This window comes from Providencia sp. wls1922 (assembly GCF_009706505.1).
Taxonomy (GTDB): Bacteria; Pseudomonadota; Gammaproteobacteria; order Enterobacterales; family Enterobacteriaceae; genus Providencia; species Providencia lanzhouensis.
The window spans coordinates 1-24,406 of the sequence record NZ_WLUG01000094.1; the positions used below are offsets into that span (position 1 = coordinate 1).

The following is a 24,406-nucleotide window of genomic DNA, read 5'->3' on the forward strand; positions in this document are numbered from 1 at the left end:
GGTTTCAATGCATTTCATCTGATTTGATAAAGGCTCAATGAATGCATTTGAGCCTTCGTGTTTCTTTTTACCTAAAGAGCATTTGCCATTCTAATTTCCTACCTAGCTATTCTTATATACCAGTCAATACATCCCTGAAATAATCACTATGGTCATCATATTTGAGTGTGAAATAGTACCTTAATGAAATACTGATTAGACCAGAATATATTTTATTCACATTGAATAATTCTCATTAGGTATAATAAATGAGACTGAGTTCTTATTTATTAGAAAAAATAGCGGATGGGGTTAAATTAGAATTAACCATTTTCTTTTTGATACATATAAATTTGGATTAAAACCGAAAAAAACTATTACGCTAAATTGTGGTAATTGGATAATTGAAGATAATAATACGCGTCAAAGATGTAACCAATTGCAAAAAAGTAATGTCCGATGTATGTGAAAGAAATGTTGTTAAGTATGAATCAATGACACATTATCTGTAACTGATTGATTTATATAGTATCAAAATAATCTTAATATGAGTAAATGTATCAAAAAATAACTGCCTATTGAACTTCTTGTTTTCGATAGGTGATGGCGACTTTACAGCTTTTAAGTGTAATTATAGTATTTGTGTGAACCAAAGCTCAAAAGGCAAAAAGATTTAATTAACGTATTCATAAATATATCGTGGTTTTACCTAAGTATATTTAACTATGTCTCGTATCTGAAATTTAAGCTTCTATTGTAATTAATAATTAATTACAGGAATTCTTATTATCTTTTTTCTTTAAATTACGACTTAATTGAGGATTTACCAAATGAAATTAAATAAAACTCTTATGGCTATCGCAGCAACGACATTAATTGGTTTTGGTGCAAACGCAGCACCAGTTAACCACGGTAATGGTAAAGTTACTTTCACTGGTAGCATCATCACTGCACCTTGTTCTATTGACCCATCTTCTATTGACCAAACTGTAGATTTAGGTCAAATCGCTGATGTGGTGTTAAAAAATGGTGGTACTTCAGACGGTCAATCTTCACCAGTTATGTTCGATATTAAATTAATTGACTGTACTGTAGAAACAGGTGATTCCGTGAATATTACATTTTCAGGCGCGGCCGCTACAAATGATCCTAAATCACTATTAGCTATTACAGGTACTGCTGCAGGTGCAGGTATCCAGATCGTAGATAGCAACAATGACCCAATCGTATTAAATGAAGTCACTAAATCTGAGCACAAACTGCAAGGAACAACTAATACCCTGCAATTTGCTGCATATGTGAAAGGTTTAGGTAGCCAAGGTAAACCAGAAGCTCCGGTTGATATTGTTGCAGGTGAATTCCAAGCGGTAACTGATTTCGTATTGTCGTATAACTAATTTAATGCATTAGTTATTAACGGTAAGCTGAAGTAATGAGACCAATCATTACTTCAGCTTAGAAAATTTATTAAAATTTAAGGACATCGTAATGAAAAAAGTTAATAATAAAATTATGTGTTCTGTGTTTTTAAATGTTAATAAAAAATAAAGTCATGAAAAAACTCATCACGGTATCTTTATTGCTGCTGAATCCATTAATTGCTCTCTCTGAAGAGGCTGTGGACTTCAATATTAATATATTGAACGCAGAAGATAGAGAAAATATTAATTTGGCAGTTTTTTCACAAGATCTTTATATTGTTCCTGGCATTTACCCCTTTAAACTAAGTATAAATAATGCGTATATACCTGAGCAGAAAATAACCGTTGTGAGTTATGAAGAAAAATCACAAGCGTGTTTAACGGATGAAATTGTCGAGAAATTTGACTTAAATTCGGAAGCTGAAAGTGTATTACAGTGGAATACTATTGATGGCTTAGAGTGTTTAGATATTGCTAGCTTAGAAGGAATGTCAGTAACACCTAATTTATCGACCGGAACATTAATTATTAATATTCCTAAAAGTTACCAGGAATATTCAGCCAACGACTGGGAATCAGCATCTCGTTGGGAAGATGGCATTAAAGGTATTATTTTTGACTATAATCTGACCTCACAATATAACCATAGTTTAGGTGATAACAAATCGAACAATACTTTTTTCCTTTCAGGATTAGGGGCGGTTGGCGCTAATTTTGATAGCTGGCGTTTACGGGGTTTTTGGCAAGGTTCATATAACCATGCACAAAATAGTCGAGTTGATGATACTCATGATATTAAATGGACGAATATTTATGCTTATCGAGCTATTCGCAGCTTAAAATCGAAATTAACTCTAGGTGAAGATTTTCTGCAAACAGATTTGTTTGATAGCTTCAAGTTTATTGGGATTTCATTACGTTCTGACGACAATATGTTACCGCCGAGCTTACGTTCATATGCACCAGAGGTGACGGGTTTTGCAGAAACGAACGCGGTAGTCAAAATTAGCCAAGATGGACGCGTTATTTATGAAAGCTTAGTTCCTGCGGGTCCATTTAGAATCCAAAATTTAAATAGCGGTATTTCAGGGACGTTACAAGTCAGAGTTGAAGAAAGTGATGGGCGTGTTTCAGAATTTGAAGTAGAAGCTGGAAACATTCCTTTTTTATCTCGTCCAGGTTCTGTGCGTTATAAAGTGAGCGCAGGTAGACCAACGGATATGGATCGCCATGTTATGGGGGATGCATTCGCACAAAGCGAGGTTTCATGGGGCGTTAGCAATGGTTGGTCAGTTTTTGGTGGCGCACTAAATAGTAGTCGATTTAACTCTTTTGCTGCTGGTGTTGGACGTGATTTGTTTCAATTTGGTGCAATCTCATTTTCATTTAATCATTCAATAGCAGCATTGACAGATGGACCGACCTTAAAAGGCAAAGCATTTAAAGTCGATTATTATAAAAGCTTCGAAGGAAGTAATAGTCAAATTCAATTGTCCGCATACCGTTTTATGGATCGTGAATTTATGACGATGAGTGACTTCCTTACTTATAATGACCAAAAAGATATTATGTATGCAGGACACAATAAAGGCTCTTATTCTGCATCACTAAGTAAAAACTTTACTGATTGGCGTTCATCCATAAATTTAAACTACACGCACCAAACCTATTGGAATCGCCCAAATAGTTATCGCTATAACATGACCTTTTCGAAATATTTTGATACCAGCAAGTTTCATAATATCGGTCTGTCTATCAACATGTTTAATAGCAAAATGCAGGGTTATCAAGATAACGGAGTTTATGTCAGCCTTTCAGTTCCATTAGCATCAGGAACTTATGTCAATTATTCAACGTATAATGGTAAGAACGATAATACGAATAAAGTGACAGTGAATGAGCGTCTTGAAAATAAAGATAACCTTTCACTTTCTATCGGTAATAATCGACATAGCGGAATATTTAGTAGCTATTATAGCCATAAAGGCAATATGAATGACTTTAATACCAGCTATAACTATATAAGTAATAACTCAATGTCATTATCTGCGAATGTCCAAGGCGGCATAACATTGACGGGGTACGGAATAGGAATGCATCCAGTCACATCAACAGGTGGAACACGAGTTTTTGTTGATACAAATGGCGTTAAAGATGTCCCTGTAAAATATAACGGCACACATTTACGCTCTAGTGGTTCTGGAAAAGTCGTTGTACCAGATATTAATAGCTACTATAAGACAGACGTCGTTGTTGATATTAATAAATTACCTAAGAATGTTGAGGTTGCGGATTCCGTAACACGAACCACACTCACTGAAGGGGCAATAGGTTATCGTAGTTTTGATGTTATTTCTGGGATCAAAATGATGGTGATGTTGAGATTACAAGATGGAAGTTACCCACCATTTGCTGCGGATATTAAAAATAATGCTGGCAAGACAACCGGTATTGTGGGTGACCAAGGTGAAGCTTACATCGGTGGAATAAGACCGGGTGAGGCAATGAAAGTATTATGGCAAGGTTCTGAATGTACGATTACATTCCCACAAAATATCGAAGAGCATAATATTTACGACAAACTGCTCTTACCATGTAATTAATAATAATCTTAAAAGAAGGCTAATGTTTATGATGAAAAAATTATCCGTATTATTACTTAGCTGCTTCGTGACTGCGAATGCTTATTCTGCAATTTCAATGGACAGAACGCGTATTATTTATAATGGCGATAGCAATTCAGTCTCATTAACGGTAAGTAATAAAAATAACCAACTGCCTTATTTGGCGCAAGGCTGGTTTCAAGATGAAAAAGGCGAAAAGCTAACCTCTTATTTTACGATTTTACCACCAATCCAAAGAATTAATGCGGGGCAAACAAGCCAATTGCGTATTGAAGCTTTACCAGACATAGTGAAATTGCCTCAAGATAGAGAAAGCCTGTTTTTCTTTAATTTAAGAGAAATTCCACCTACAAGTAAAAAATCTAACGTACTGCAAATTGCATTACAAACACGTGTGAAGTTGTTCTATCGTCCAGCTTCTTTAGCGGTTGATTCCACGCAAATGAAAAATGCGCCGTGGCAGAATAAATTAGTGCTAGTCAAAAAAGGCGGTGCTATTTATGCCAAAAACCCAACGGCTTACTACGTGGTATTAAACAACATTAGAAAAAGTGCCAACGCAGAGAAAGCAAAAAGTTTTGTTGCTGTAGACGTTGCGCCATTTGCTGAGCAAAAACTGTCAATTACCGCAGATCAATTAGGTTCATCGCCAGTGATTAATTACATCAATGACTACGGCGGTCAGGTTGATGTTCCGTTTGTCTGTTCTGCAACAGAGTGTCACGCTCAAGCGGCTAACTAATCCCATAAGCAAATGAGAGAAATGGATAAATCGAATGTTTAAATTTAAGAACCTGTTTTGTCTTAGTTTACTGTTTTTTTTATCTGTGACTGCATTTGCGGATGGGAAGTTTGTGACAGTCAGAGTGAATGTTTTATCTGGCGGATGTGTATTGAATGATAACGAAGATATCTATGTGGATTTTGGCGATGACATCGTTATTGGGCAAATTGAGTCAGGTAAATACACAGAGGAAATTCCTTATAGTTTAAGTTGTGATTCGCGATTTGATGAGCTGTATATTGCTTTTGAAGGCGTTAAAGGGGAAACCTCAAACAGCCTGAAAGTCGCGGATACACCGGGTTTGAATATCAAACTGTATATTGATAACAAGCCTATGGATATCGGTTCTCAATATGAGATTGATAATATCCAATCTTTACCTTCTTTAACCGCAGAACTGGCACTGGCTAATGGGATAAGACCTGTTGGAGGTGAGTTTTCTACTGCTGCAACACTAACTGTAGGATATCATTAAGGTATTATCTTATGAAAAAGCTCTTGTTATCATTCGTTTTATTTCTGGCATACACAAGTGTGGCACAGGCTGTCAAAGTGAGCTTTAGAGGAAATTTGATAGAGGGAACGCCATGTGTCATCAATAATAATCGCCCGATTGAGGTGGATTTTGGTGATGACTTGGTGGTTTCGTTAGTGCCGACCAAAGATGGTACAAAATATATAGAAGATATCGATTTTGAATGGGAATGCGACAATATCTCATCTGGAATGGATGTGATTTTCAGTTTTGAAGGCAAACGTTCTTACTTTGATAATGATTTATTAGCAATTAATGAACAAAGAGATATTGCACTGCAAATTTATTATGATTCAGACACATTGAAAGTGAACGATACGTTTGTATACACCTATGAATCTGACTATAAAAAACCTGATCTGAAGGCGGCATTAGTAAAAAGTAGCTCAAGTTCTGCTCGTGTCGAGCCGGGCGAGTTTACCGCTAGCGCGACATTAACGGTTGCTTATCCATGAAGATAATCTTCTTTACTCTATTACTTTATTTCTCCGGGAATGCGTTCGCGGATGAGGTGAATTTTTCTGGAGTATTGAGACACGCCATTCCTTGTATCGTCAATGGCGGCGAGGAGCTGGTGGTGCCATTTCATGAGATCAATGATAAAGACCTTTATCGTCAAAGAGATATCTCTGAAGTCTTTGAAATTACACTCTCTGAGTGCGAGTTTTTACCTGATTTTTCATTTTCGATGTCATTTACGGGAATCAGTAACCCGAAAATTAAAGGTTCGCTGCGAATTGATGGTGACCCCGGTGATCTGGGCTATGCCATCGTGTTGAGTAGCGATAATGGCAATGTGGATATTAATAGCCAATACCCTATTGTTGGAATGAACGGCAGTAAATTCCCTAGCGTGATCCCGCTGAAAGCTTCCATTTTGGGGGAAGAAGACGCAATCAAAAATAAAAGTATTAAACTCGGGGATTTTAGCGCCACCACCACTTTTAATATCTATTACGAATAACTCGGTTGTTAAGGATATTATGAAAAAACTTATTCTTATCTGTTTGTTAGCGATATCGTCTTTTCAATTTGCTCGGGCTGAATTTGCAGCGCAAGGTGAGCTTGTTACTGACCATGGCGCATGGATGGACACACGATATATTTTACGCGGGGACTTACAACACGATAATCGCCCGATGGCTGTGCAAACGACAGGCAGTTGTCCTTGTGATATAGAGTTAGGATCTTGGGGAACCTATGCAGATGGTGGGTATGGTGCGGGTACCTCACACATTGTTAACTTTGATACTCACTCAGTGAGATTAAGAGAGCGAAGTTCATGGGACGAAAGCCCCGTTACGTTCAGTGAAGTGGCTAGAGCATTAGAAAAAGATAACGTTTTAAATAGGCAAATTCCGGGACGTTGGCAGTTTTATCCGAGAAGGCCTGGAGTTGGATACTGCTTCAATTTAGGTATTTTGTATCGACAAAAAATGCAGCGTGAGCAAACCGCAGATAACCCAATAATTCTCTGTTCACCGTTAGACCCTGCTATTACTAACTGTGATATTGAAGGTCCAGACTACATTGACCACGGCACATTATCCAATAGCTCGATGAATGGTCATACTGTGAGAGAAAACTTTACGATCAGCTGCACAAATCCAACGGATGTTAAAATTTCTGCTGTCGCCGGGTTAGATAACGATAACTTTATTTTTATGGCGGATGGGCTAGAGTCTGAAATTAAAGTCAATGGTGCGCCATCAACCATACTTTCGGTAGATTCATTTGTGAAACAAACTTTTGATGTTTCCAGCACATTAAGAAAAACCAAAGATCTTGCTCCGGATGAATATTCAGGTATTTTCCTGTTATCAGTTGAGCTCCCTTAGTATTCAAGCATAAAAGACAATGGCAGGGTTTTGGTCAATACATCGAGACTGAAACCCTGCCATTTTATCTATCAATGGTAATAAAACGAATTGCACCCAAGAAAACACGATTGATTGATGAAGTTTGACTATTCCATCCTGTAAACCCGATAAATTGTTCTCCCGATGGGATTTGGTAGACATAAGTTTGTGGATTAGTGCAGGTATTATGTGCTTCTCCAATCACCTGGTTACTTGTGGGCTTGTAGAAGGTTAATTGACCGATGACCAGTACGCCTTGGAAGCGGCACACAATAACATCAATTTTTGTCACCGAATCTGTGTTAGTTATGGTCGTGGCCGTTCCTCCCGTTCCACCGGAATTTCCGATAGAATCCACGACCCAATCCCCTTGACCCGTTAACGTATATCCAGGAGGCTCTATCAAGTATTCAGAGGCTGAATTGGGTTTGCTGGTGGAATCACCATATATTGGTGACATGTTCAATTCACTGACGGTCAATTTTGCGGGTATGACGGTGACAGGGACACCTTTATAACCTGTACCAGTACTGCTAACGCTAATATCGACGATCCCTTTCTGTAGACCTTGAATTTCCCCCGGAGATATTGGTCTCGCCACACTGGTATTACTGGATATCCAATTGACTTGGTTAGCATTTAATTGAATTTCACTTTCTACACCATCGCTGGATTTAACGAATAATTGATAATCATATAGGGCGGTCACTCCTATTTTATGATCTAAATTGCTTAACCTGAATATATAGGTATACACGCTAATTGTTGGTGACTGGGCAGTATAAGTTGAATACAGCACTGTTGCGGTGATCTGGTAATCACCAACAGTGGAAGAGGTGACAACCGCCGTATATTGACCAGGAAGGGTTTCTGTCACATTGCTTATCTTAAGTTCGTTATTATTGGCGGTAAATTTCACATCATTTTTAACCCCTGTAATCGGTTGATTATTCTTATCGAGCATAGTGAGCGTGATTGTGGCTCTTCCATCCTCTGTTGCACCCGATGAATTGACGATACGTGTTTTATCTAGCGTGAGAGTTGATTTGCTCGGGTCAATAGCACTGGTAAATGTGACGGTGACATCTTGGGTACTATTATTAATCGACAGGGCAATGACGCTGGGTCCCGGCAGATTACTGGTCAAGGAAATAATGGTTTCACCATTAATATCGGTTTCTGGAATTGGACCAATGCCAATATGGGGATCCGCAGTCACAGTGACTCTTTGACCTTTTATAGGGTTATTATTGGCATCGATGATTTTGACTTTTATTTGATTAATTTCGATTTTATCGGCTTTAGCATCATTTTTGACGACAGTAATCGCACTTTTATCTAATTGGGCTGTACTGGTATCTGCAATAAAATCAACTGAAACAGATTGTGAGCTTCCGTTTAGCTCTGCCGTTATTTTGTATTGCTTAGCTTCAGTGCTTGTGATGGAGAATTCAGTTTCCCCCGCAGTATTCGTTGGTGAAACAGTACCTACAATCACGCCAGTATCGGTACTCACTGTAATGATTTGGTCTGCAAGTGGATTACCATTTTTATCCGTCACGATAACCTTGACGCGATCGGTATCAACACCATTGGCTTTAGCATTATTTTTGGTGATTACCATGTCATTTTTATCAATTTTCGCAGAGTTGTTATCCCCAACAAATGTCACGTTTAGGGATTGGGTACTGCCATTAATTTCAGCGGTTACTCGATATTGAGCCGCTTTGAGGCTCGTGAGCGTAAATTCTGTTTCTCCCTGACTATTGGTTGGCGAGATTGCGCTGATAATTGCACCATTTTCTGCTGTCACTGTAATTACTTGATTTGGAAGCGGGTTGTTATGGGCATCCGTAACGATAACTTTAATTTTATTCGTATCAACACCATTAGCCGTCGCGTTATCCTTCACCAAAATCATATTGGCACTATCAATTTGAGCCGTGCTCTTATCGGGCATAAACATCACGTTGACGGTATGGTGACTGCCATTAAATGTTATTGTGATTTCACTATTACCCGCATTAAAACTGGTTAAAGAGAAAATCGTATCGCCATTTGCATCGGTAGGGGTAATGTTACCCACTGTTGCGCCATTATTTGCTGATACACTAATCAATTGATTTTCTAGTGAATTTCCAAATTTATCCGTGATGTGTACAGAAATTCGGTTAGTGGCTTTGTTATTGGCGACGGCATTATCTTCAATAACGACAATATCAGATGATATGATTTGGGCGGTGGAACTGTCAGCGATAAATTGGAGAGGCTTGCTGGATTGATAACCATCTTCTAATTTAGCAATCAATAATCCTTGTTGGGCTTTTTGCCCCCAAATATTGATAATAATCTGTCCGTTACTGTCCGTTGGTAATGTGAGCGGAGAAGCACTGGAAATATTATTGCCAGATAAAGTAAATGCGGATAATGGCGAGAAACCTGATAACGTAAATTCGACATTGGTATTTGAGAGCGCTTTTCCGGCAGCATCGGTGACTGTCACGGTTGCTTCATAGTTATCTGAATCATTGGCTGTCACAGAGCCTTGAGGAACGACGGTAAAAATAGAAATCATTCCTGACATCGGTTTTACATTTAAACGGGTTGTCGCCGTATTCGATTTATTCCCATTATTATCGATTGCAATAGCCGTTACCGTATAGGTTTTAGGGTTGTTTTGAATGGGAGGTAAAACAATTTTGATACTGTTTACGGAGGTTTTAATAAAGCTTCCTCCATCAGCAATCAGTTCAGGGGCTGACCATTGAATGTCTTTGACGCCATATTTAGACTTTATAATTGTTGCGGTTAGATTGATCTGTTGCTTTGATTGCACCTCTAATTCATTAGGTAATGAAATGGTGAGCAATTCTTGTTTCTTATATTGCATGACGATGTCGTAGTTTCGGTCGACAAAGTCGTAACGTAATCCTGTAAGAGAACGCATACTTTTGACTGAGTCAGCAGATAATTGGCGATTCAGTGGAAGATCAAACCGATAATTAATCTGGAGCATCGCAGATGTATCGCTGGAGCTGCCTACGGACTGGTTTAATTTCATCGTTACAAGCGGTATTGGTGTATAAGAAACGCCAACACTATAAAGGCTTGGGTTATTTTTTAAGTCTCTTAAATATGAACCATTGTTAATATTTACATTCTTTCCATAATAATGCTCGTATTTTAAATTTGCCCCAAATTGAGGATAGTCTGGAAGAAACCCTTCGAATCGAACATCAAAACCATTAGCTGGACGCTCATCAAAATCACGCCAATTATCTAATTTAGAACCATGCCAATCACTCAAGCGAAAATAACCATTGCTTGATAGTTTAATAAAATCAGCGGATGCTTCAGCGCCTAAACCTAAGCGTCTATTTGAAGATGTTGAATCATAAAACGAGTTAACTCCCCACATCCAATCATTATTAAGCTGACGATAACCGAATCCCATATTCGTTGTTGTACGATCTTCATTAATTTGTAATCCCAATTGGGTGAAGACAATATGGCTATCTTTATCATATAAGGGATAGAGGATAGCGGCATTACCGCTTTTATCCGTGTTAAATTGAATGCGGGCATAAGCAACCTGATTAAACCAATTATTAATATCACGGTTAATCTTCTGCATTAATGTATTTTCTAACATATTTCTAGCAGTATTGGTGCTATTTTCACTACTCAGGATTGTACCTAACTTGCTTCCTTTTTCAGCAATAAATTTCTGATTGTTATCTTGTTTATTTATTGACTCTGTTGGCAGTTCAGGAAGGTCATTAATAGATTGCTCTGATGTGTTTTCTAATATAAGCCAATGTTCTTGTTTGTTTTCATTAGCATTACCAATAGGAAAAAAACTCCAAAAAATAAAAAAAGATATTTGAAGTAAAATTAATGATGTGAATTTTTTATTCATTGTATTCATTTTCATTGTCTATGCTTACATTAATGATAATCAAATATTGATATTATTTATCTGTCTGGGTTGATTTCGTTTTTTTTAAAATTTATTTTTGATTTTTAATTATAGGGTACATTTATTTTTATTGGTGGAATAATGATTAATTTATTTTCGTCTTTTAATTGATTATTTGAAAATGAATGAAACGTTATTTTTAAAATAAAGTTTCGAACTCATATGCCATAAGAAAACTTAAAAACGCTTTATTTTTTGATCTGAACTCAGGTTATTTATACGTAGAAGCGCGAGAATAGCATCTCAGTCACCAGAGGGCATTAGAGTGAAAAACGGCATACAGTTACGTATCAAAGGAAAGGTTCAAGGGGTTGGATTCCGACCTTATGTCTGGCAACTTGCCCATCAATGTGCCTTGAATGGTGACGTCTGTAATGATGGCGAAGGTGTGCTGGTACGCCTGCTAGAGACTGCGGATATCCCTTTATTTACTCAGCTTTTATATCAACACTGCCCGCCGCTTGCACATATTGAATCTATTCAATCCCAACCTTTTCAATGGGATGAGTTGCCAGAAAAATTCACGATTCGTCATAGTGGTGCAGGACGAATGGATACTCAGGTTATCCCCGATGCAGCAACCTGCAAAGCCTGCCGTGACGAGCTGTTTGACCCTGCGAATCGTCGCTATCATTACCCGTTTGCAAACTGCACCCATTGCGGTCCTCGTTTTACTATTATTCGTCAAATGCCCTATGACCGACCAAATACCTCAATGGCGGCATTTCCTTTATGCCCTGAATGTCAGCAAGAATATGAAAACCCAGCAGACAGACGTTTTCATGCTCAGCCAAATGCTTGTGCAACCTGTGGTCCTGAAATCCAGCTGTGTGACAAAAATGGCAAGGTTCTAGCGGTTCACCATCAAGCCTTAGAACAAACGGCGACGGACTTATTGAATGGCAAAATTGCAGCAATTAAAGGGCTTGGCGGTTTTCACCTTGCGTGTGATGCCACTAATTTCCATGTGGTTGAACAATTGCGTCAACGTAAACACCGTCCCAGCAAACCTCTGGCGGTAATGATCCCATCTCTCAACTGGCTAAAAGACCAAGGAGTTGATGTCACTGAAGGTTTACGTGCATTACTTGAAAGTGCGGCGGCACCGATTGTCCTTATTCACGCATGGGAGAATAGCGTATTAAGCGAAAATATCGCACCACATTTGCGGGAAGTGGGGGTAATGCTACCTTCCAACCCGCTGCAACATTTGCTGATGGCGCAGGTGAATAGACCATTAGTGATGACCTCAGGAAATGCATCGGGCAAACCTCCGGTACTGACGGAGCAAACGGCTTTCACGGATTTAGCAAATATTGCAGACATTTGGCTGATGCATAATCGTGATATTGTGCAACGGGCGGATGACTCTTTAGTGCGTTACCATGCCGGAAAAGCGGAAATGTTACGCCGAGCCCGAGGTTATGTACCGGATGCTATTGACCTTCCAGCGGGCTTTGAAAACTCACCATCTATTTTGGCGCTAGGTGCGGATTTAAAAAATACCTTTTGTTTGCTTAGAGATAAAAGTGCGGTGATGAGCCAGCATTTAGGTGATTTGGACGATATCGATATTTATCAACAATATCAGCAATCTATTGCACTATTTGAGTCGATTTATCGATTTAAACCTGAATACCTAGTAGGGGATATGCACCCCAATTATGTTAGTCATCGTTACGGTAATACCTTAAGTGACCAGTTGAATATCCCGATGATGCACGTTCAGCATCATCATGCTCATATTGCGGCGGTGATGGCGGAATATGGAATTCCGTTAGGTAATGAAAAAGTAATTGGTTTGGCGCTGGATGGTCTCGGTTTTGGTGATGATAACCGGCTGTGGGGTGGTGAGTGCTTACTTGTCGATTATGCCTCTAGCCAGCACCTTGGTGGATTACCGCCAGTTGCCATGCCTGGGGGGGATCTAGCATCTCGCCAACCATGGCGTAACTTATTGGCCCATCTAGAAAAATTTGTGCCTGATTGGCAAACAAAGCCCATTGCTTCGGCGCTCGCTCCTTTTGCTTATCCACTATTACAAAAAGCGATTGCTAGAAAGCTTAACTGCCCAACCGCTTCATCGGCAGGACGATTATTTGATGCTATCGCAGCGGCATTAGGGATTTGTCCTCAGCAAACTAGTTGGGAAGGCGAGGGGGCTTGTCAGTTAGAAGCGCTAGCATTGCAAAGCTCAGTTCAGCAGCATCCTGTCACAATGCCGGTGGTGGATAATCAATTGGATTTAACCACCTTTTGGCATGAATGGTTGGCTTATGATGCGCCGAGAGCGGAACGAGCCCATGCTTTTCATCAAGCCTTGGCGCAAGGATTTGCGGATTTAGCGCTGCAACAAGCGAAACGGTATAGCATTCAACAAGTGGTGCTGTCTGGTGGCGTTCTGCATAACCAATTATTACGTCATTTGCTAATAGAGAATCTACAGCCTCTTGAGGTATTACATGCTCGTCAATTACCGATGGGAGATGGTGGACTTGCATTGGGGCAAGTTGCGATCGCTGCCGCAATATTGAAAAAAAATAACTGAGAATAATAGTCAGGCTTTATTTGTTTTTATTAGACATATATTAATAAATAAATTTAGCTTTATTTATTTTTGATATTCATTCGTATTTAATTTAATTGATATTAATTCTTATTTGTTTTTACCACAATAGTCATTATTGAAATAAGACGTTACTCGAAATTCGGTTAATTATACTTATCTATAAGACCTAATGGATGGGTTTTTATTTTAACATCATGATATAACAAACTTTTGTTATCTTTTTTTAACATTTTATCTCCTATTTTTTTAAACAAATTGAAATCAGTATGAAAAGTTAAATAATCTTTTAACTTGTCGCTGAATCGATTTTTCTATCATAAATTTAAAAAAGACCAAATTTCTTATTGGCTCTTGATGAAGATCAAGTGATTAAAAAGCGGTAGGACTAGGATCTCATTTATATTTACACATCAGGTAATTCTAATAAGGCCTCAGCTTATTAGGTGTAATTGGTGAAGCGATTTTGAATACAAATAATACCTAAATTCCTATGCATATTTCTAATATGTGGCGGATTTTATTTATTTTTTGAATGCAAAATCGTAAAGAAAAATAGCCTAATAAATAGGCTCTAAGCCACTCATAATAGGAAATAGAAATGGCAGGAGATAACTCTATTCTTTCTCCCCATGGCATTAATCGCCGTGACTTTATGAAGTTGTGTACAGCGCTTGCTGCGACAATGGGGTTAAGTGGAAAAGCCGCCGCTCAAATGGCTGATGCGGTGAGTGATCCAGAACGTCCACCCGTCATTTGGATTGGTGCTCAAGAGTGTACAGGATGCACAGAATCGTTGCTGTGTGCGACTCACCCAACCCTCGAAAATTTAATTCTCGATACCATTTCTCTCGAATATCACGAAGTTCTCTCTGCGGCTTTTGGTGAGCAGGTTGAAGAGAACAAGCACAATGCTATTGAAAAATATAAAGGTAAGTATGTTTTAGTGGTCGATGGTTCGATTCCACTGAAAGATGATGGCATTTACTGCATGGTGGCAGGAAAACCTATCGTTGAGCATATCCGCATGGCAGCTGAAGGCGCGGCTGCGATTATTGCTATCGGTTCTTGCGCTTCTTGGGGCGGGGTTGCGGCAGCTGGGGATAACCCAACAGGCGCGGTTGGCTTAAATGAAGTTATCAAAGATAAAACCGTTATCAACATTCCGGGTTGCCCGCCAAACCCACATAACTTCTTAGCAACAGTTGCCCACCTGATCACCTATAACCGTCCACCAGCGTTGGATAGCAAAAATCGTCCAATGTTCGCGTACGGTCGATTAATTCATGAACACTGTGAACGCCGTCCACACTTTGATGCGGGGCGCTTCGCAAAAGAGTTCGGCGATGCTGGTCACCGTGAAGGTTGGTGTTTATACCATTTAGGCTGTAAAGGGCCAGAAACTTACGGCAACTGTTCAACCCTACAATTTTGCGACGTTGGCGGCGTGTGGCCAGTGGCAATCGGGCATCCATGCTACGGCTGTAACGAAGAAAATGTGGGCTTCCACAAAGGTATCCACCAATTAGCGAATGTGGAAAACCAAACACCACGTTCCGAAAAACCGGATTTGAATAACAAAGAAGGTGGACAAGTTTCTGCAACTGCCGTGGGCTTAATCGGTGGTGTAGTCGGTCTGGTGGCAGGTGTCAGTGTGATGGCTGTACGTGAGTTAGGGCGTCAAAAACGTCAAAATGATACCAACTCACGGGGAGAATAACCGTGGATAGACGAAATTTCCTTAAGCTCTCAGCTGGGGGAGCGCTGCTTGCAAGCACCACTTCGCCGAGCTTGGCGGGAGCGGAAAATAGGCCGCCAATTCCAAATGCGTTGGGCATGTTGTATGACTCGACACTCTGTGTTGGGTGCCAGGCGTGCGTCACCAAGTGTCAGGATATTAACCATCCTGAGCGCAACCCTGTTGGTCCTCAAACATGGTCAAACAATGACAAACTGACGCCATACACCAACAACGTGATTCAAGTGTGGAGCGATGGCTCAGGCTTGCATAAAGATCAGGAAAAAGATGGCTACGCCTACATTAAAAAACAGTGTATGCACTGCGTTGATCCTAACTGCGTCTCTGTTTGCCCTGTTTCTGCGCTCACCAAAGATCCGAAAACAGGCATCGTGCATTACGACCCTGATATCTGTACGGGTTGCCGTTATTGCATGGTGGGTTGTCCATTCAACATCCCTAAATATGCTTATGACGACAAATTTGGTGCCATCCATAAATGTGAACTGTGTAACCAAAAAGGCGTAGAACGCTTAGATAAAGGCGGTTTACCTGGTTGTGTTGAAGTGTGCCCAACAGGTGCGGTGATTTTTGGTACCCGTGAAGAGCTTCTCGCCGAAGCGAAAAAACGTTTATCGCTGAAAGCGGGTGAAGAGTATGGCTTCCCTCGCCAAACTGTCCATCACAATGACCCGAACGTGATGCCAGCACCGAAATACCAACAGCATATTTACGGTGAATTGGAAGGCGGTGGTACTCAGGTCATGGTGCTTTCTGGTGTGCCATATCAAAATCTGGGACTGCCAGAGCTAGATGAACTGGCAACCGGTGCACGCTCTGAAAATGTTCAGCACACCTTGTATAAAGGCATGGTTCTGCCTCTCGCGGCATTAGCGGGACTGAGTTTCTTAGTGTATCGCAATACCAAGAATCATGATTCTCATGACGACAAGTCTCATGGCAATAAAACGCATGACGACCAAAATCATGACGACCAAAATCCTAAGGACAAGGGGGACGACTCTAATGGCAACGCATGATAAAGAACAGCCGCTAGGTGGGCGTTTAGTCAGTTGGCCAGTGATTGTCTTCGGACCGTTTGTCATCCTGTGCCTGATTTTGATTGTAAAACGTTTGGTGTTTGGTCTGGGTTCAGTCTCTGACCTGAACGGCGGATACCCATGGGGGATCTGGATTGCCTTCGACTTACTGATTGGTACCGGTTTTGCCTGTGGTGGATGGGCGTTAGCGTGGGCAGTGTATGTCTTTAACCGCGGTGAATATCACCCGTTAGTACGTCCTGCACTGTTGGCGAGTCTATTTGGTTACTCTCTCGGTGGTTTATCTATCACCATCGACGTGGGTCGCTACTGGAACCTGCCTTATTTCTATATTCCAGGGTACTTTAATACCAACTCTGTGCTGTTTGAAACCGCAGTGTGTATGACTATCTACATCGGTGTCATGGCGCTGGAGTTTGCCCCTGCAATTTGTGAACGCTTTAATTGGAAAGTGTCATTAAAACGCCTGAATAAAGTGATGTTTTTCATCATCGCATTGGGCGCGTTACTGCCAATGATGCACCAATCTTCTATGGGTTCACTGATGATTGCCGCAGGGCACAAGGTTCATCCGATTTGGCAAAGCTATGAAATGTTGCCGTTATTATCGCTACTGACCGCCTTTATTATGGGTTTCTCCATTGTGATTTTTGAAGGCTCTTTATTGCAGTCAGCGTTAAAAGGGCAAGGGGCTGATGAACGACCTCTGTTTGTTAAGTTAACCAATATCCTTCAAGTGTTCTTAGTGCTGTTTTTGGTTTGTCGTTTCGGTGAACTGATTTACCGCGGCAAGATGCACTATGTGATGGCGATGGATTTCTACGCCATGATGTTCTGGATTGAGACTGCATTAATGGTGATCCCGCTGATTATCTTCCGTATGCCATCCCTGCGTACTGACTCAAGATGGTTATATATCAGTGGATTAAGCATGTTACTGGGTTCTGCGCTATGGCGTATGAGCTACTCACTGATCGCCTTCAATCCTGGCGGTGGATATGACTATTTCCCAACCGCAGAAGAGATATTAATTTCCATCGGTTTTGTGGCCATCGAGGTGTGCGCATACATCTTGTTAGTTCGCCTATTACCGATTATTCCAGCAATAAAAAAATCTAATTCAAGTCCTTCTCAGGCCCGAGGTAAAGCATGAGCCAACGTATAACTATCGACCCGGTAACTCGTATCGAAGGTCACTTACGCATTGATTGCGAAATCGAAGATGGAAAAGTCACTAAAGCGTGGGCATCCGGCACCATGTGGCGTGGTATGGAAGAGATTGTAAAAGGGAAAGATGCCCGCGATGCATGGATGATCATGCAGCGTATTTGTGGGGTTTGTACCACAGTTCACGGAATTATTTCTGTGCGTACGATTGAAAGCGCACTGAATCTTGAAGTGCCTGTTAACGCGCAATATATCCGTAATATGATTTTGGCGGCGCATACTATCCAAGACCATATTGTGCATTTTTATCAGTTATCTGCGCTGGACTGGGTAGACATTACTTCTGCATTAAAAGCTGACCCAACCAAAGCGGCGAATATGCTTAAAGGGGTCTCTACATGGTCGTTAAACAGCCCTGAAGAGTTCACCCGTGTTCAAAACAAAATCAAAGATTTAGTCGCCAGCGGTCAGTTAGGTATTTTCGCTAACGGCTATTGGGGTCACCCTGCGATGAAATTGTCGCCAGAAGTGAACTTAATTGCGGTGGCTCACTACCTGCAAGCGCTGGAATGTCAGCGTGATGCCAACCGTATCGTGGCACTGCTGGGCGGTAAAACACCGCATATTCAAAACTTAGCGGTGGGCGGTGTTGCTAACCCAATCAACCTTGATGGTCTTGGTGTACTTAACCTTGAGCGCTTAATGTACGTGAAATCCTTTATTGACCGTTTAGGGGATTTTATCGAGCAAGTGTACAAAATCGACGCGGCAGTGATCGCATCGGGTTATCCAGAATGGTTAGAAATGGGTAAAGGTGCCAAACATTATATGTGTGTACCTGAAATGCCAATGGACAACAAAAATGGCAGCTTCTTGTTACCGGGTGGTTATCTGGAAAATGGGGATTTCAGTACTTATCGCCCAATCACTAGCCACACTGATGAATACCTGATTAACGGTATTAAAGAGAGCAGCAAGCACGCATGGTACAAAGATAACGAGCCGCAAGCCCCTTGGGAAGGCACCACTATTCCTGATTACACTGGCTGGGAAGATGACGGTAAATACTCTTGGGTTAAAGCACCAACCTTCTACGACAAAACCGTGGAAGTGGGTCCATTGGCTGACTTGCTGTGCAAACTGGCAGCGAAACATGAGCCAACTGAAAAACACTTTAACGATGTCGTCGGTTTATACCAAACCTTAACAGGCAACACGATCACTAAAGACCAGCTCGAATCAACATTAGGTCGCATTATTGGTCGTACAGTTCGTTGCTGCGTATTAAACGAAACCTTATCTATTCAATGGCAAGCTCTGGTGGATAATATCGGTAAAGGCGATCACACCACCTTTATCAAACCAAACTTCCCACAAGATACGGTGATCAAAGGGGTTGGTTTTGGTGAAGTGCCTCGTGGTCTGTTATCCCACTGGGTGGTGGTAAAAGACGGTAAAATTGAAAACTATCAAGCGGTTGTTCCATCTACATGGAACTCGGGTCCACGTAATTTCAATGATGAACCAGGTCCTTATGAGCAGGCGCTAGTCGGAACTACGGTGGCTGACCCATCTAAACCATTGGAAGTCGTCAGAACGATCCACTCCTTCGACCCATGCATGTCTTGTGCGGTGCATATCGTCGATACAGAAGGCTCCGAAGTGACCAAGGTGAAGGTGCTGTAATGCGTATATTAGTCTTAGGTGTTGGCAATATTTTGCTGAGTGATGAAGGCATCGGTGTGCGCATTGTTGAAGCACTCGAAGAGCGTTATCACTTACCAGAATGTGTTGAGGTATTGGATGGTGGAACGGCAGGCATGGAGCTGATTGGCGCTATGGCGGATCGTGACCATTTGATTATTGCGGATGTGGTGCTGTCGAGTCAGCAGCCCGGTAGCATTTTGGTACTGCGCGATGCTGAAGTACCCGCGCTGTTTACCCGTAAAATCTCACCCCATCAGTTAGGGCTTTCCGATGTGTTATCGGCGCTGCACCTAACCGATGAATTTCCGAAGCGTCTGACACTGGTGGGGATTGTGCCTGAGTCGTTAGAACCAGCAATTGGTTTAACAGAAACGGGGCAAGCCGCATTAGAGCCTGCATTGCAAAAAGTGATTGAAGTGCTACGCAGTGAAGGGTTAGAGATTATCGCAAAAGAAGAGAGTCTCCATGCCTAGTGAATCCATGCCAAAAGAAATCCAAGGTTACTCTCAAAACCCGCAGCCTCTGGTTCAGGCTGCTTTTGAACGAGTCGCTCAGCAATCGATGCATGATTTGTCCTTCTTGCATCCGACAATGGGCATCTATGCCAGTGCATTTTCGTTATTTGAAAATCAATGGGTAGGGGCGGTTATCACCCCTTGGATGTTGAGTGCGATCATCCTGCCGGGTCCTGACCAATATTGGGAGCATCGTGTTGTTGGGGAGAAACTTGGTTTGATTCTCCCTTACGGCGAAATGACATACACCGTTGGGGAACTGGAAGGGCTAACTCAATATTTGGCGTGTTCATTAATGTCGCCATTAGACAGAAAGCTAACTGCAACGCAGGGTGAACATCTGGCTGATGACTGCGCGCGGATGTTGCTCTCTTTACCTGTGACGGATCCTAATGTCCCTAAATCGCCGGAACGTCGCGCTGTGTTCGCTCGTTATCTGGGAGACCAATAATGCATGAAGTCTCTTTATGCCAAAGTGCTGTTGAGATCATTGAACAGCAAGCTAGACAGCATCAGGTGAAAAAGGTGACCGGCGTTTGGTTGGAAATTGGCGCGCTCTCTTGTATTGAAGAGAGTGCCCTTCGTTTTTGTTTTGATATCGCGTGCCGCGGAACCGTGGCACACGGTAGTCAATTGCACATCCTGTATCGTCCTGCTCAAGCATGGTGTTGGGATTGTAGTGAAAGTGTTGATGTCCACACTCACGACGCCGCTTGCCCTAAATGTCACGGTTTTAACCTCAAAGTTGAGAACGGTGACAGCCTGCGAATCAAAGAATTAGAAATCGAATAGATTTTTGATCTAAGAACCTTTTGTGTGATTTAGAGCGAAAATTGTGAATTGACCTTGCGGTGAATCAACCTATTTTTCTGATGTTGCACTAAGCTAACTTCATCACTCACTTATGGAGTAATCATTATGTGTAGTACTTGTGGCTGTGCTTCGGGAGAGCGCAGAATTGAAGGTGATGAGCACCAACATCACCATGATCATGACCACCACCATGGACATGATCACCATCACCCTCATGACCATGATCATCACCATGATCACCATTCTCATGGACATGACCATGATCATCATGACCACGACCATCATCACCATGACCACTCTCATGCAGCAGAACATAGTGGTAAAACGGTGATTATTCATCATCATTATTATCATCAAGGTGATGTGAACCACTACTATCAATCTGAGCCCGAAACCTGTGGCGTGAAGATTGAAAAACATAAGCATAAACATAAGCACGAGCATCCGCATTCCCATGATCATGATCATCGTCATGAAGCGGAATCCACTTTTGCCCCCGCAGGTGATCACCATGACCTCGATTATGGACAAGGTGAAGCGGGAACTCATGCGCCGGGCATTAGCCAAAAACGCATGCTACAAATTGAGATGGATGTTCTGGATAAAAATAACCATCTAGCCGAGCACAATCGTGAAGATTTTGTGGCAAAAAATATTTTGGCATTGAACCTCGTTTCAAGCCCTGGCTCCGGTAAAACCACCTTACTGACTGAAACCCTGTTGCGTCTGCGTGATAAATTGAACTGCGCGGTGATTGAAGGGGATCAGCAGACTACCAATGATGCTCAGCGTATTCGTGAAACGGGCGTGCCGGCGATTCAAGTGAACACAGGCAAAGGTTGCCATTTAGATGCACAAATGGTGCATGATGCGGTTGACCGTTTAGGTTTGGATGAGAACAGCCTGCTATTTATTGAAAACGTTGGGAACTTAGTCTGTCCAGCGAGTTTTGATTTGGGTGAACGTCATAAAGTTGCGGTGCTGTCTGTCACTGAAGGTGAAGACAAGCCTTTGAAATACCCGCATATGTTTGCGGCGTCAGACATTATGATCCTTAATAAAATCGACTTACTGCCGTACCTGCATTTTGATGTAGACGCTTGTATTGCCAATGCAAAACGGGTGAATCCGAATATCCAAGTGATCAAAGTCTCTGCCACTAGCGGTGAAGGGATGGATGCTTGGTTAGCATGGTTGGAGACTCAACTATGTGCTTAGGAATTCCGGGCAAAATCGTCGCGGTGGGCGAAGATGTCCACCAATTAGCGCAAGTTGACGTCTGTGGAGTAAAACGCGATGTGAACATTGGGCTGATTTGTGAAGGGGACACCGCGGACCTGCTAGGTCAATGGGTCTTGGTACACGTTGGCTTTGCGATGAGTGTGATTAACGAAGAAGAGGCTCAAGCCACCCTTGATGCGCTAACGGCAATGAGCCAGTTAGACCATGAAGTGGGAGACTTTACAGGGCTAAATTCGGGAGCAACAGATGCAGTACGTCGATGAGTTTCGCGACCCTGCCTTGGCAAAAGCCTTATTGGCGCATATCCGCAAGCGTATTGCGGATATCCCAAGAGCCAAGCAGCGCCCATTACAGTTAATGGAAGTGTGTGGTGGTCACACCCACGCCATCTTCAAATTTGGTATTGACCAGCTTCTTCCTCCTGAAATTGAATTTGTGCACGGACCGGGTTGCCCAGTCTGTGTACTGCCGATGGGACGAATTGATGGCTGCATTGAAATTGCTGAACGTCCTGAAGTGATTTTCTGCACCTATGGCGATGCGATGCGTGTGCCGGGTAAAAATGGCTCTTTGCTGGATGCGAAACGCCGTGGTGCGGATGTGCGGATCGTTTATTCACCCTTAGATGCGTTAAATCTTGCCCAGCAAAATCCTGAACGTGAAGTGGTATTTTTCGGTTTGGGATTTGAAACCACCATGCCGAGTACCGCGCTGACACTACAACAAGCGCGTCTGCGCCAAGTGAAAAACTTTTCGGTATTTTGCCAACATATCACCATTATCCCAACCCTTCGTAGCCTGCTTGAACAGCCTGATGTGCGAATTGATGGCTTCCTTGCGCCGGGGCACGTCAGTATGGTGATTGGCGCTCATCCTTATCAATTTATTACCCAAGAATTCCATAAACCGCTGGTGGTCACTGGGTTTGAGCCTCTCGATATTTTGCAATCTCTTGCTATGTTGGTGGATCAAATTGCGGATGGTCGCTGTGAGGTGGAAAACCAATATAAGCGCATTGTGGCGGATGAAGGCAATCTGTTAGCGCTAAAAGCCTTGAACGATGTGTTTGAATTGAAAGCCACCAGTGAGTGGCGTGGATTGGGGGAAATTGCAGGTTCAGGTGTGCAGCTAACCCTTGATTACCAAAGATTTGATGCGGAGCTACGTTTTAATATCCAGCCTCATCAAGTATCGGATGACCCTCAAGCACGTTGTGGTGATGTGCTCACGGGGCGCTGTAAACCAAATGAATGCCCGCTGTTTGGGCAACGCTGTACACCACAAACGGCATTTGGCGCGTTGATGGTCTCTTCTGAAGGAGCCTGCGCCGCGTATTACCAATATCGTCGGGAGGCGTAAAATGAGCTCGGATTCTAAAAACGTGGTCACTATGGCTCATGGTAGTGGGGGCTTAGCCATGCAGCAGCTGATTGAACAGCTGTTTTTACAGGCTTTTGCTAACCAAGCTCTCGATGAACGCGAAGACCAAGCACGCCTTTCTCTCGCGGAAATGACCGCATTAGGTAACCGTTTAGCATTCAGTACCGATAGCTATGTGATTGACCCTATTTTTTTCCCCGGCGGCAATATAGGGAAACTGGCAGTTTGCGGTACGGTGAATGATGTAGCGGTTAGCGGCGCTGTTCCCAAATACCTCTCTTGTGGTTTTATCCTTGAAGAAGGTCTGCCACTGTCAGATTTGCAAACCATTGTGGAATCCATGGCGGCAACCGCTAAAGCGGCGGGAGTGCAGATCGTGACGGGAGATACCAAGGTTGTACAGCGTGGCGCGGCGGATAAAGTGTTTATCAATACTGCGGGCATTGGCGTGATCCCAACCGAAATTCATTGGGGCGCTCAGCAAATTCAAGCGGGGGATAAAGTGATTGTCAGTGGAACACTGGGCGATCATGGTGCGACCATTTTAAACTTGCGTGAACAGTTAGGCCTGGAAGGTCAGCTTAGTAGTGATTGCGCGGTTTTAACCCCGATTATTGAGCCTTTGCGTGACATTGATGGTGTGCGTGCACTCCGTGATGCCACTCGTGGTGGTGTGAATGCCATTTTGCATGAGTTTGCTCAGGCCAGTGGCTGCGGTATTTCCATCAATGAAGGGGATTTACCCGTTTCTTCCGCCGTTCGTGGAGTGTGCGAGTTATTAGGTTTAGAACCCCTTAATTTTGCTAACGAAGGCAAATTAGTGATTGTGGTGAAACCCGATGCTGAACAGCAAGTTTTAGCCGCATTACATCAACATCCATTAGGCGTTAATGCCAAAACCATTGGTTATGTGACAGAGAATAAACAGGTGAAGCTGGTGGGCATTTTTGGCGCTTCCCGACTGTTAGATCTGCCGCATAGCGAGCCATTACCTCGAATTTGTTAGTTATTTGTACCCTAAAAACGGTACCTGAAA

General features: G+C 42.2%; 20 protein-coding genes. 19 read left to right on the plus strand and 1 reads right to left on the minus strand.

Annotated elements, in window-relative coordinates; all coding sequences use genetic code 11:
• Nucleotides 1–809 precede the first annotated feature (809 nt).
• The 7 genes from GKR71_RS12230 to GKR71_RS12260 all read left to right on the plus strand — a co-directional run bounded on the left by GKR71_RS12230 (nucleotide 810) and on the right by GKR71_RS12260 (nucleotide 7,181).
• Nucleotides 810–1,376 (plus strand): fimbrial protein, encoded by a 567-nt coding sequence (locus tag GKR71_RS12230; protein WP_036956196.1) that lies wholly within the window; start codon nucleotides 810–812, stop codon nucleotides 1,374–1,376.
• 155 nt (nucleotides 1,377–1,531) lie between these two features.
• Entirely contained in the window at nucleotides 1,532–4,003 is a 2,472-nt protein-coding gene (locus GKR71_RS12235) for a fimbria/pilus outer membrane usher protein (protein WP_036956412.1), read from the plus strand.
• A 22-nt stretch (nucleotides 4,004–4,025) separates the two neighbouring features.
• On the plus strand, nucleotides 4,026–4,766 hold the full coding sequence (locus tag GKR71_RS12240) for a fimbria/pilus periplasmic chaperone (RefSeq protein WP_108478449.1): 741 nt from the start codon (nucleotides 4,026–4,028) through the stop codon (nucleotides 4,764–4,766).
• Between the two features lie 34 nt (nucleotides 4,767–4,800).
• On the plus strand, nucleotides 4,801–5,283 hold the full coding sequence (locus GKR71_RS12245) for a fimbrial protein (RefSeq protein ID WP_036956202.1): 483 nt from the start codon (nucleotides 4,801–4,803) through the stop codon (nucleotides 5,281–5,283).
• A gap of 11 nt (nucleotides 5,284–5,294) precedes the next feature.
• Nucleotides 5,295–5,798, plus strand: coding sequence for a fimbrial protein (locus GKR71_RS12250; protein WP_036956204.1), 504 nt, complete (start codon nucleotides 5,295–5,297; stop codon nucleotides 5,796–5,798).
• A complete protein-coding gene (locus tag GKR71_RS12255; protein WP_154634341.1) occupies nucleotides 5,795–6,307 on the plus strand; it encodes a fimbrial protein in 513 nt (170 codons plus the stop codon). Before GKR71_RS12250 ends, GKR71_RS12255 begins: the two co-directional genes overlap by 4 nt.
• A gap of 19 nt (nucleotides 6,308–6,326) precedes the next feature.
• Complete coding sequence (locus GKR71_RS12260; protein WP_036956210.1) at nucleotides 6,327–7,181, plus strand: MrpH family fimbial adhesin; 855 nt, start codon at nucleotides 6,327–6,329, stop codon at nucleotides 7,179–7,181.
• Nucleotides 7,182–7,245: 64 nt separating this feature from the next.
• Here GKR71_RS12260 and GKR71_RS12265 read toward each other — a convergent pair whose 3' ends face one another.
• Complete coding sequence (locus GKR71_RS12265) at nucleotides 7,246–11,121, minus strand: Ig-like domain-containing protein (protein WP_195848970.1); 3,876 nt, start codon at nucleotides 11,119–11,121, stop codon at nucleotides 7,246–7,248.
• A 325-nt stretch (nucleotides 11,122–11,446) separates the two neighbouring features.
• Between GKR71_RS12265 and hypF the strand changes: the two genes are divergently transcribed.
• The 12 genes from hypF to hypE all read left to right on the plus strand — a co-directional run bounded on the left by hypF (nucleotide 11,447) and on the right by hypE (nucleotide 24,376).
• A complete protein-coding gene (gene hypF, locus GKR71_RS12270; protein ID WP_108478452.1) occupies nucleotides 11,447–13,729 on the plus strand; it encodes a carbamoyltransferase HypF in 2,283 nt (760 codons plus the stop codon).
• A 619-nt stretch (nucleotides 13,730–14,348) separates the two neighbouring features.
• Nucleotides 14,349–15,467: a hydrogenase 2 small subunit gene (gene hybO / locus GKR71_RS12275; RefSeq protein ID WP_036956217.1), complete on the plus strand. Its 1,119-nt coding sequence runs from the start codon at nucleotides 14,349–14,351 to the stop codon at nucleotides 15,465–15,467.
• Nucleotides 15,468–15,469: 2 nt separating this feature from the next.
• Nucleotides 15,470–16,525 (plus strand): hydrogenase 2 operon protein HybA, encoded by a 1,056-nt coding sequence (hybA, locus tag GKR71_RS12280; RefSeq protein WP_036956220.1) that lies wholly within the window; start codon nucleotides 15,470–15,472, stop codon nucleotides 16,523–16,525.
• A complete protein-coding gene (hybB, locus tag GKR71_RS12285) occupies nucleotides 16,512–17,699 on the plus strand; it encodes a Ni/Fe-hydrogenase cytochrome b subunit (RefSeq protein WP_036956223.1) in 1,188 nt (395 codons plus the stop codon). The genes hybA and hybB overlap by 14 nt, the downstream gene beginning before the upstream one ends.
• On the plus strand, nucleotides 17,696–19,399 hold the full coding sequence (gene hybC, locus GKR71_RS12290; protein WP_108478454.1) for a hydrogenase 2 large subunit: 1,704 nt from the start codon (nucleotides 17,696–17,698) through the stop codon (nucleotides 19,397–19,399). The genes hybB and hybC overlap by 4 nt, the downstream gene beginning before the upstream one ends.
• Nucleotides 19,399–19,893 (plus strand): HyaD/HybD family hydrogenase maturation endopeptidase, encoded by a 495-nt coding sequence (locus tag GKR71_RS12295; RefSeq protein WP_036956228.1) that lies wholly within the window; start codon nucleotides 19,399–19,401, stop codon nucleotides 19,891–19,893. The genes hybC and GKR71_RS12295 overlap by 1 nt, the downstream gene beginning before the upstream one ends.
• Nucleotides 19,894–19,900: 7 nt before the next feature.
• The gene (hybE, locus tag GKR71_RS12300; RefSeq protein ID WP_108478511.1) at nucleotides 19,901–20,386 is read left to right on the plus strand and encodes a hydrogenase-2 assembly chaperone; all 486 of its coding nucleotides are present in this window, start codon (nucleotides 19,901–19,903) and stop codon (nucleotides 20,384–20,386) included.
• Nucleotides 20,386–20,727 (plus strand): hydrogenase maturation nickel metallochaperone HypA, encoded by a 342-nt coding sequence (gene hypA, locus GKR71_RS12305; RefSeq protein WP_006659165.1) that lies wholly within the window; start codon nucleotides 20,386–20,388, stop codon nucleotides 20,725–20,727. The genes hybE and hypA overlap by 1 nt, the downstream gene beginning before the upstream one ends.
• A 126-nt stretch (nucleotides 20,728–20,853) precedes the next feature.
• The gene (hypB, locus tag GKR71_RS12310; RefSeq protein WP_154599782.1) at nucleotides 20,854–21,966 is read left to right on the plus strand and encodes a hydrogenase nickel incorporation protein HypB; all 1,113 of its coding nucleotides are present in this window, start codon (nucleotides 20,854–20,856) and stop codon (nucleotides 21,964–21,966) included.
• Complete coding sequence (hybG, locus tag GKR71_RS12315) at nucleotides 21,957–22,253, plus strand: hydrogenase maturation factor HybG (RefSeq protein ID WP_036956233.1); 297 nt, start codon at nucleotides 21,957–21,959, stop codon at nucleotides 22,251–22,253. The genes hypB and hybG overlap by 10 nt, the downstream gene beginning before the upstream one ends.
• Nucleotides 22,237–23,349, plus strand: a complete 1,113-nt coding sequence (gene hypD, locus GKR71_RS12320) for a hydrogenase formation protein HypD (RefSeq protein WP_154634343.1) — start codon at nucleotides 22,237–22,239, stop codon at nucleotides 23,347–23,349. The genes hybG and hypD overlap by 17 nt, the downstream gene beginning before the upstream one ends.
• Nucleotide 23,350: 1 nt before the next feature.
• Nucleotides 23,351–24,376, plus strand: a complete 1,026-nt coding sequence (hypE, locus tag GKR71_RS12325; RefSeq protein ID WP_071992177.1) for a hydrogenase expression/formation protein HypE — start codon at nucleotides 23,351–23,353, stop codon at nucleotides 24,374–24,376.
• Nucleotides 24,377–24,406: the final 30 nt, after the last annotated feature.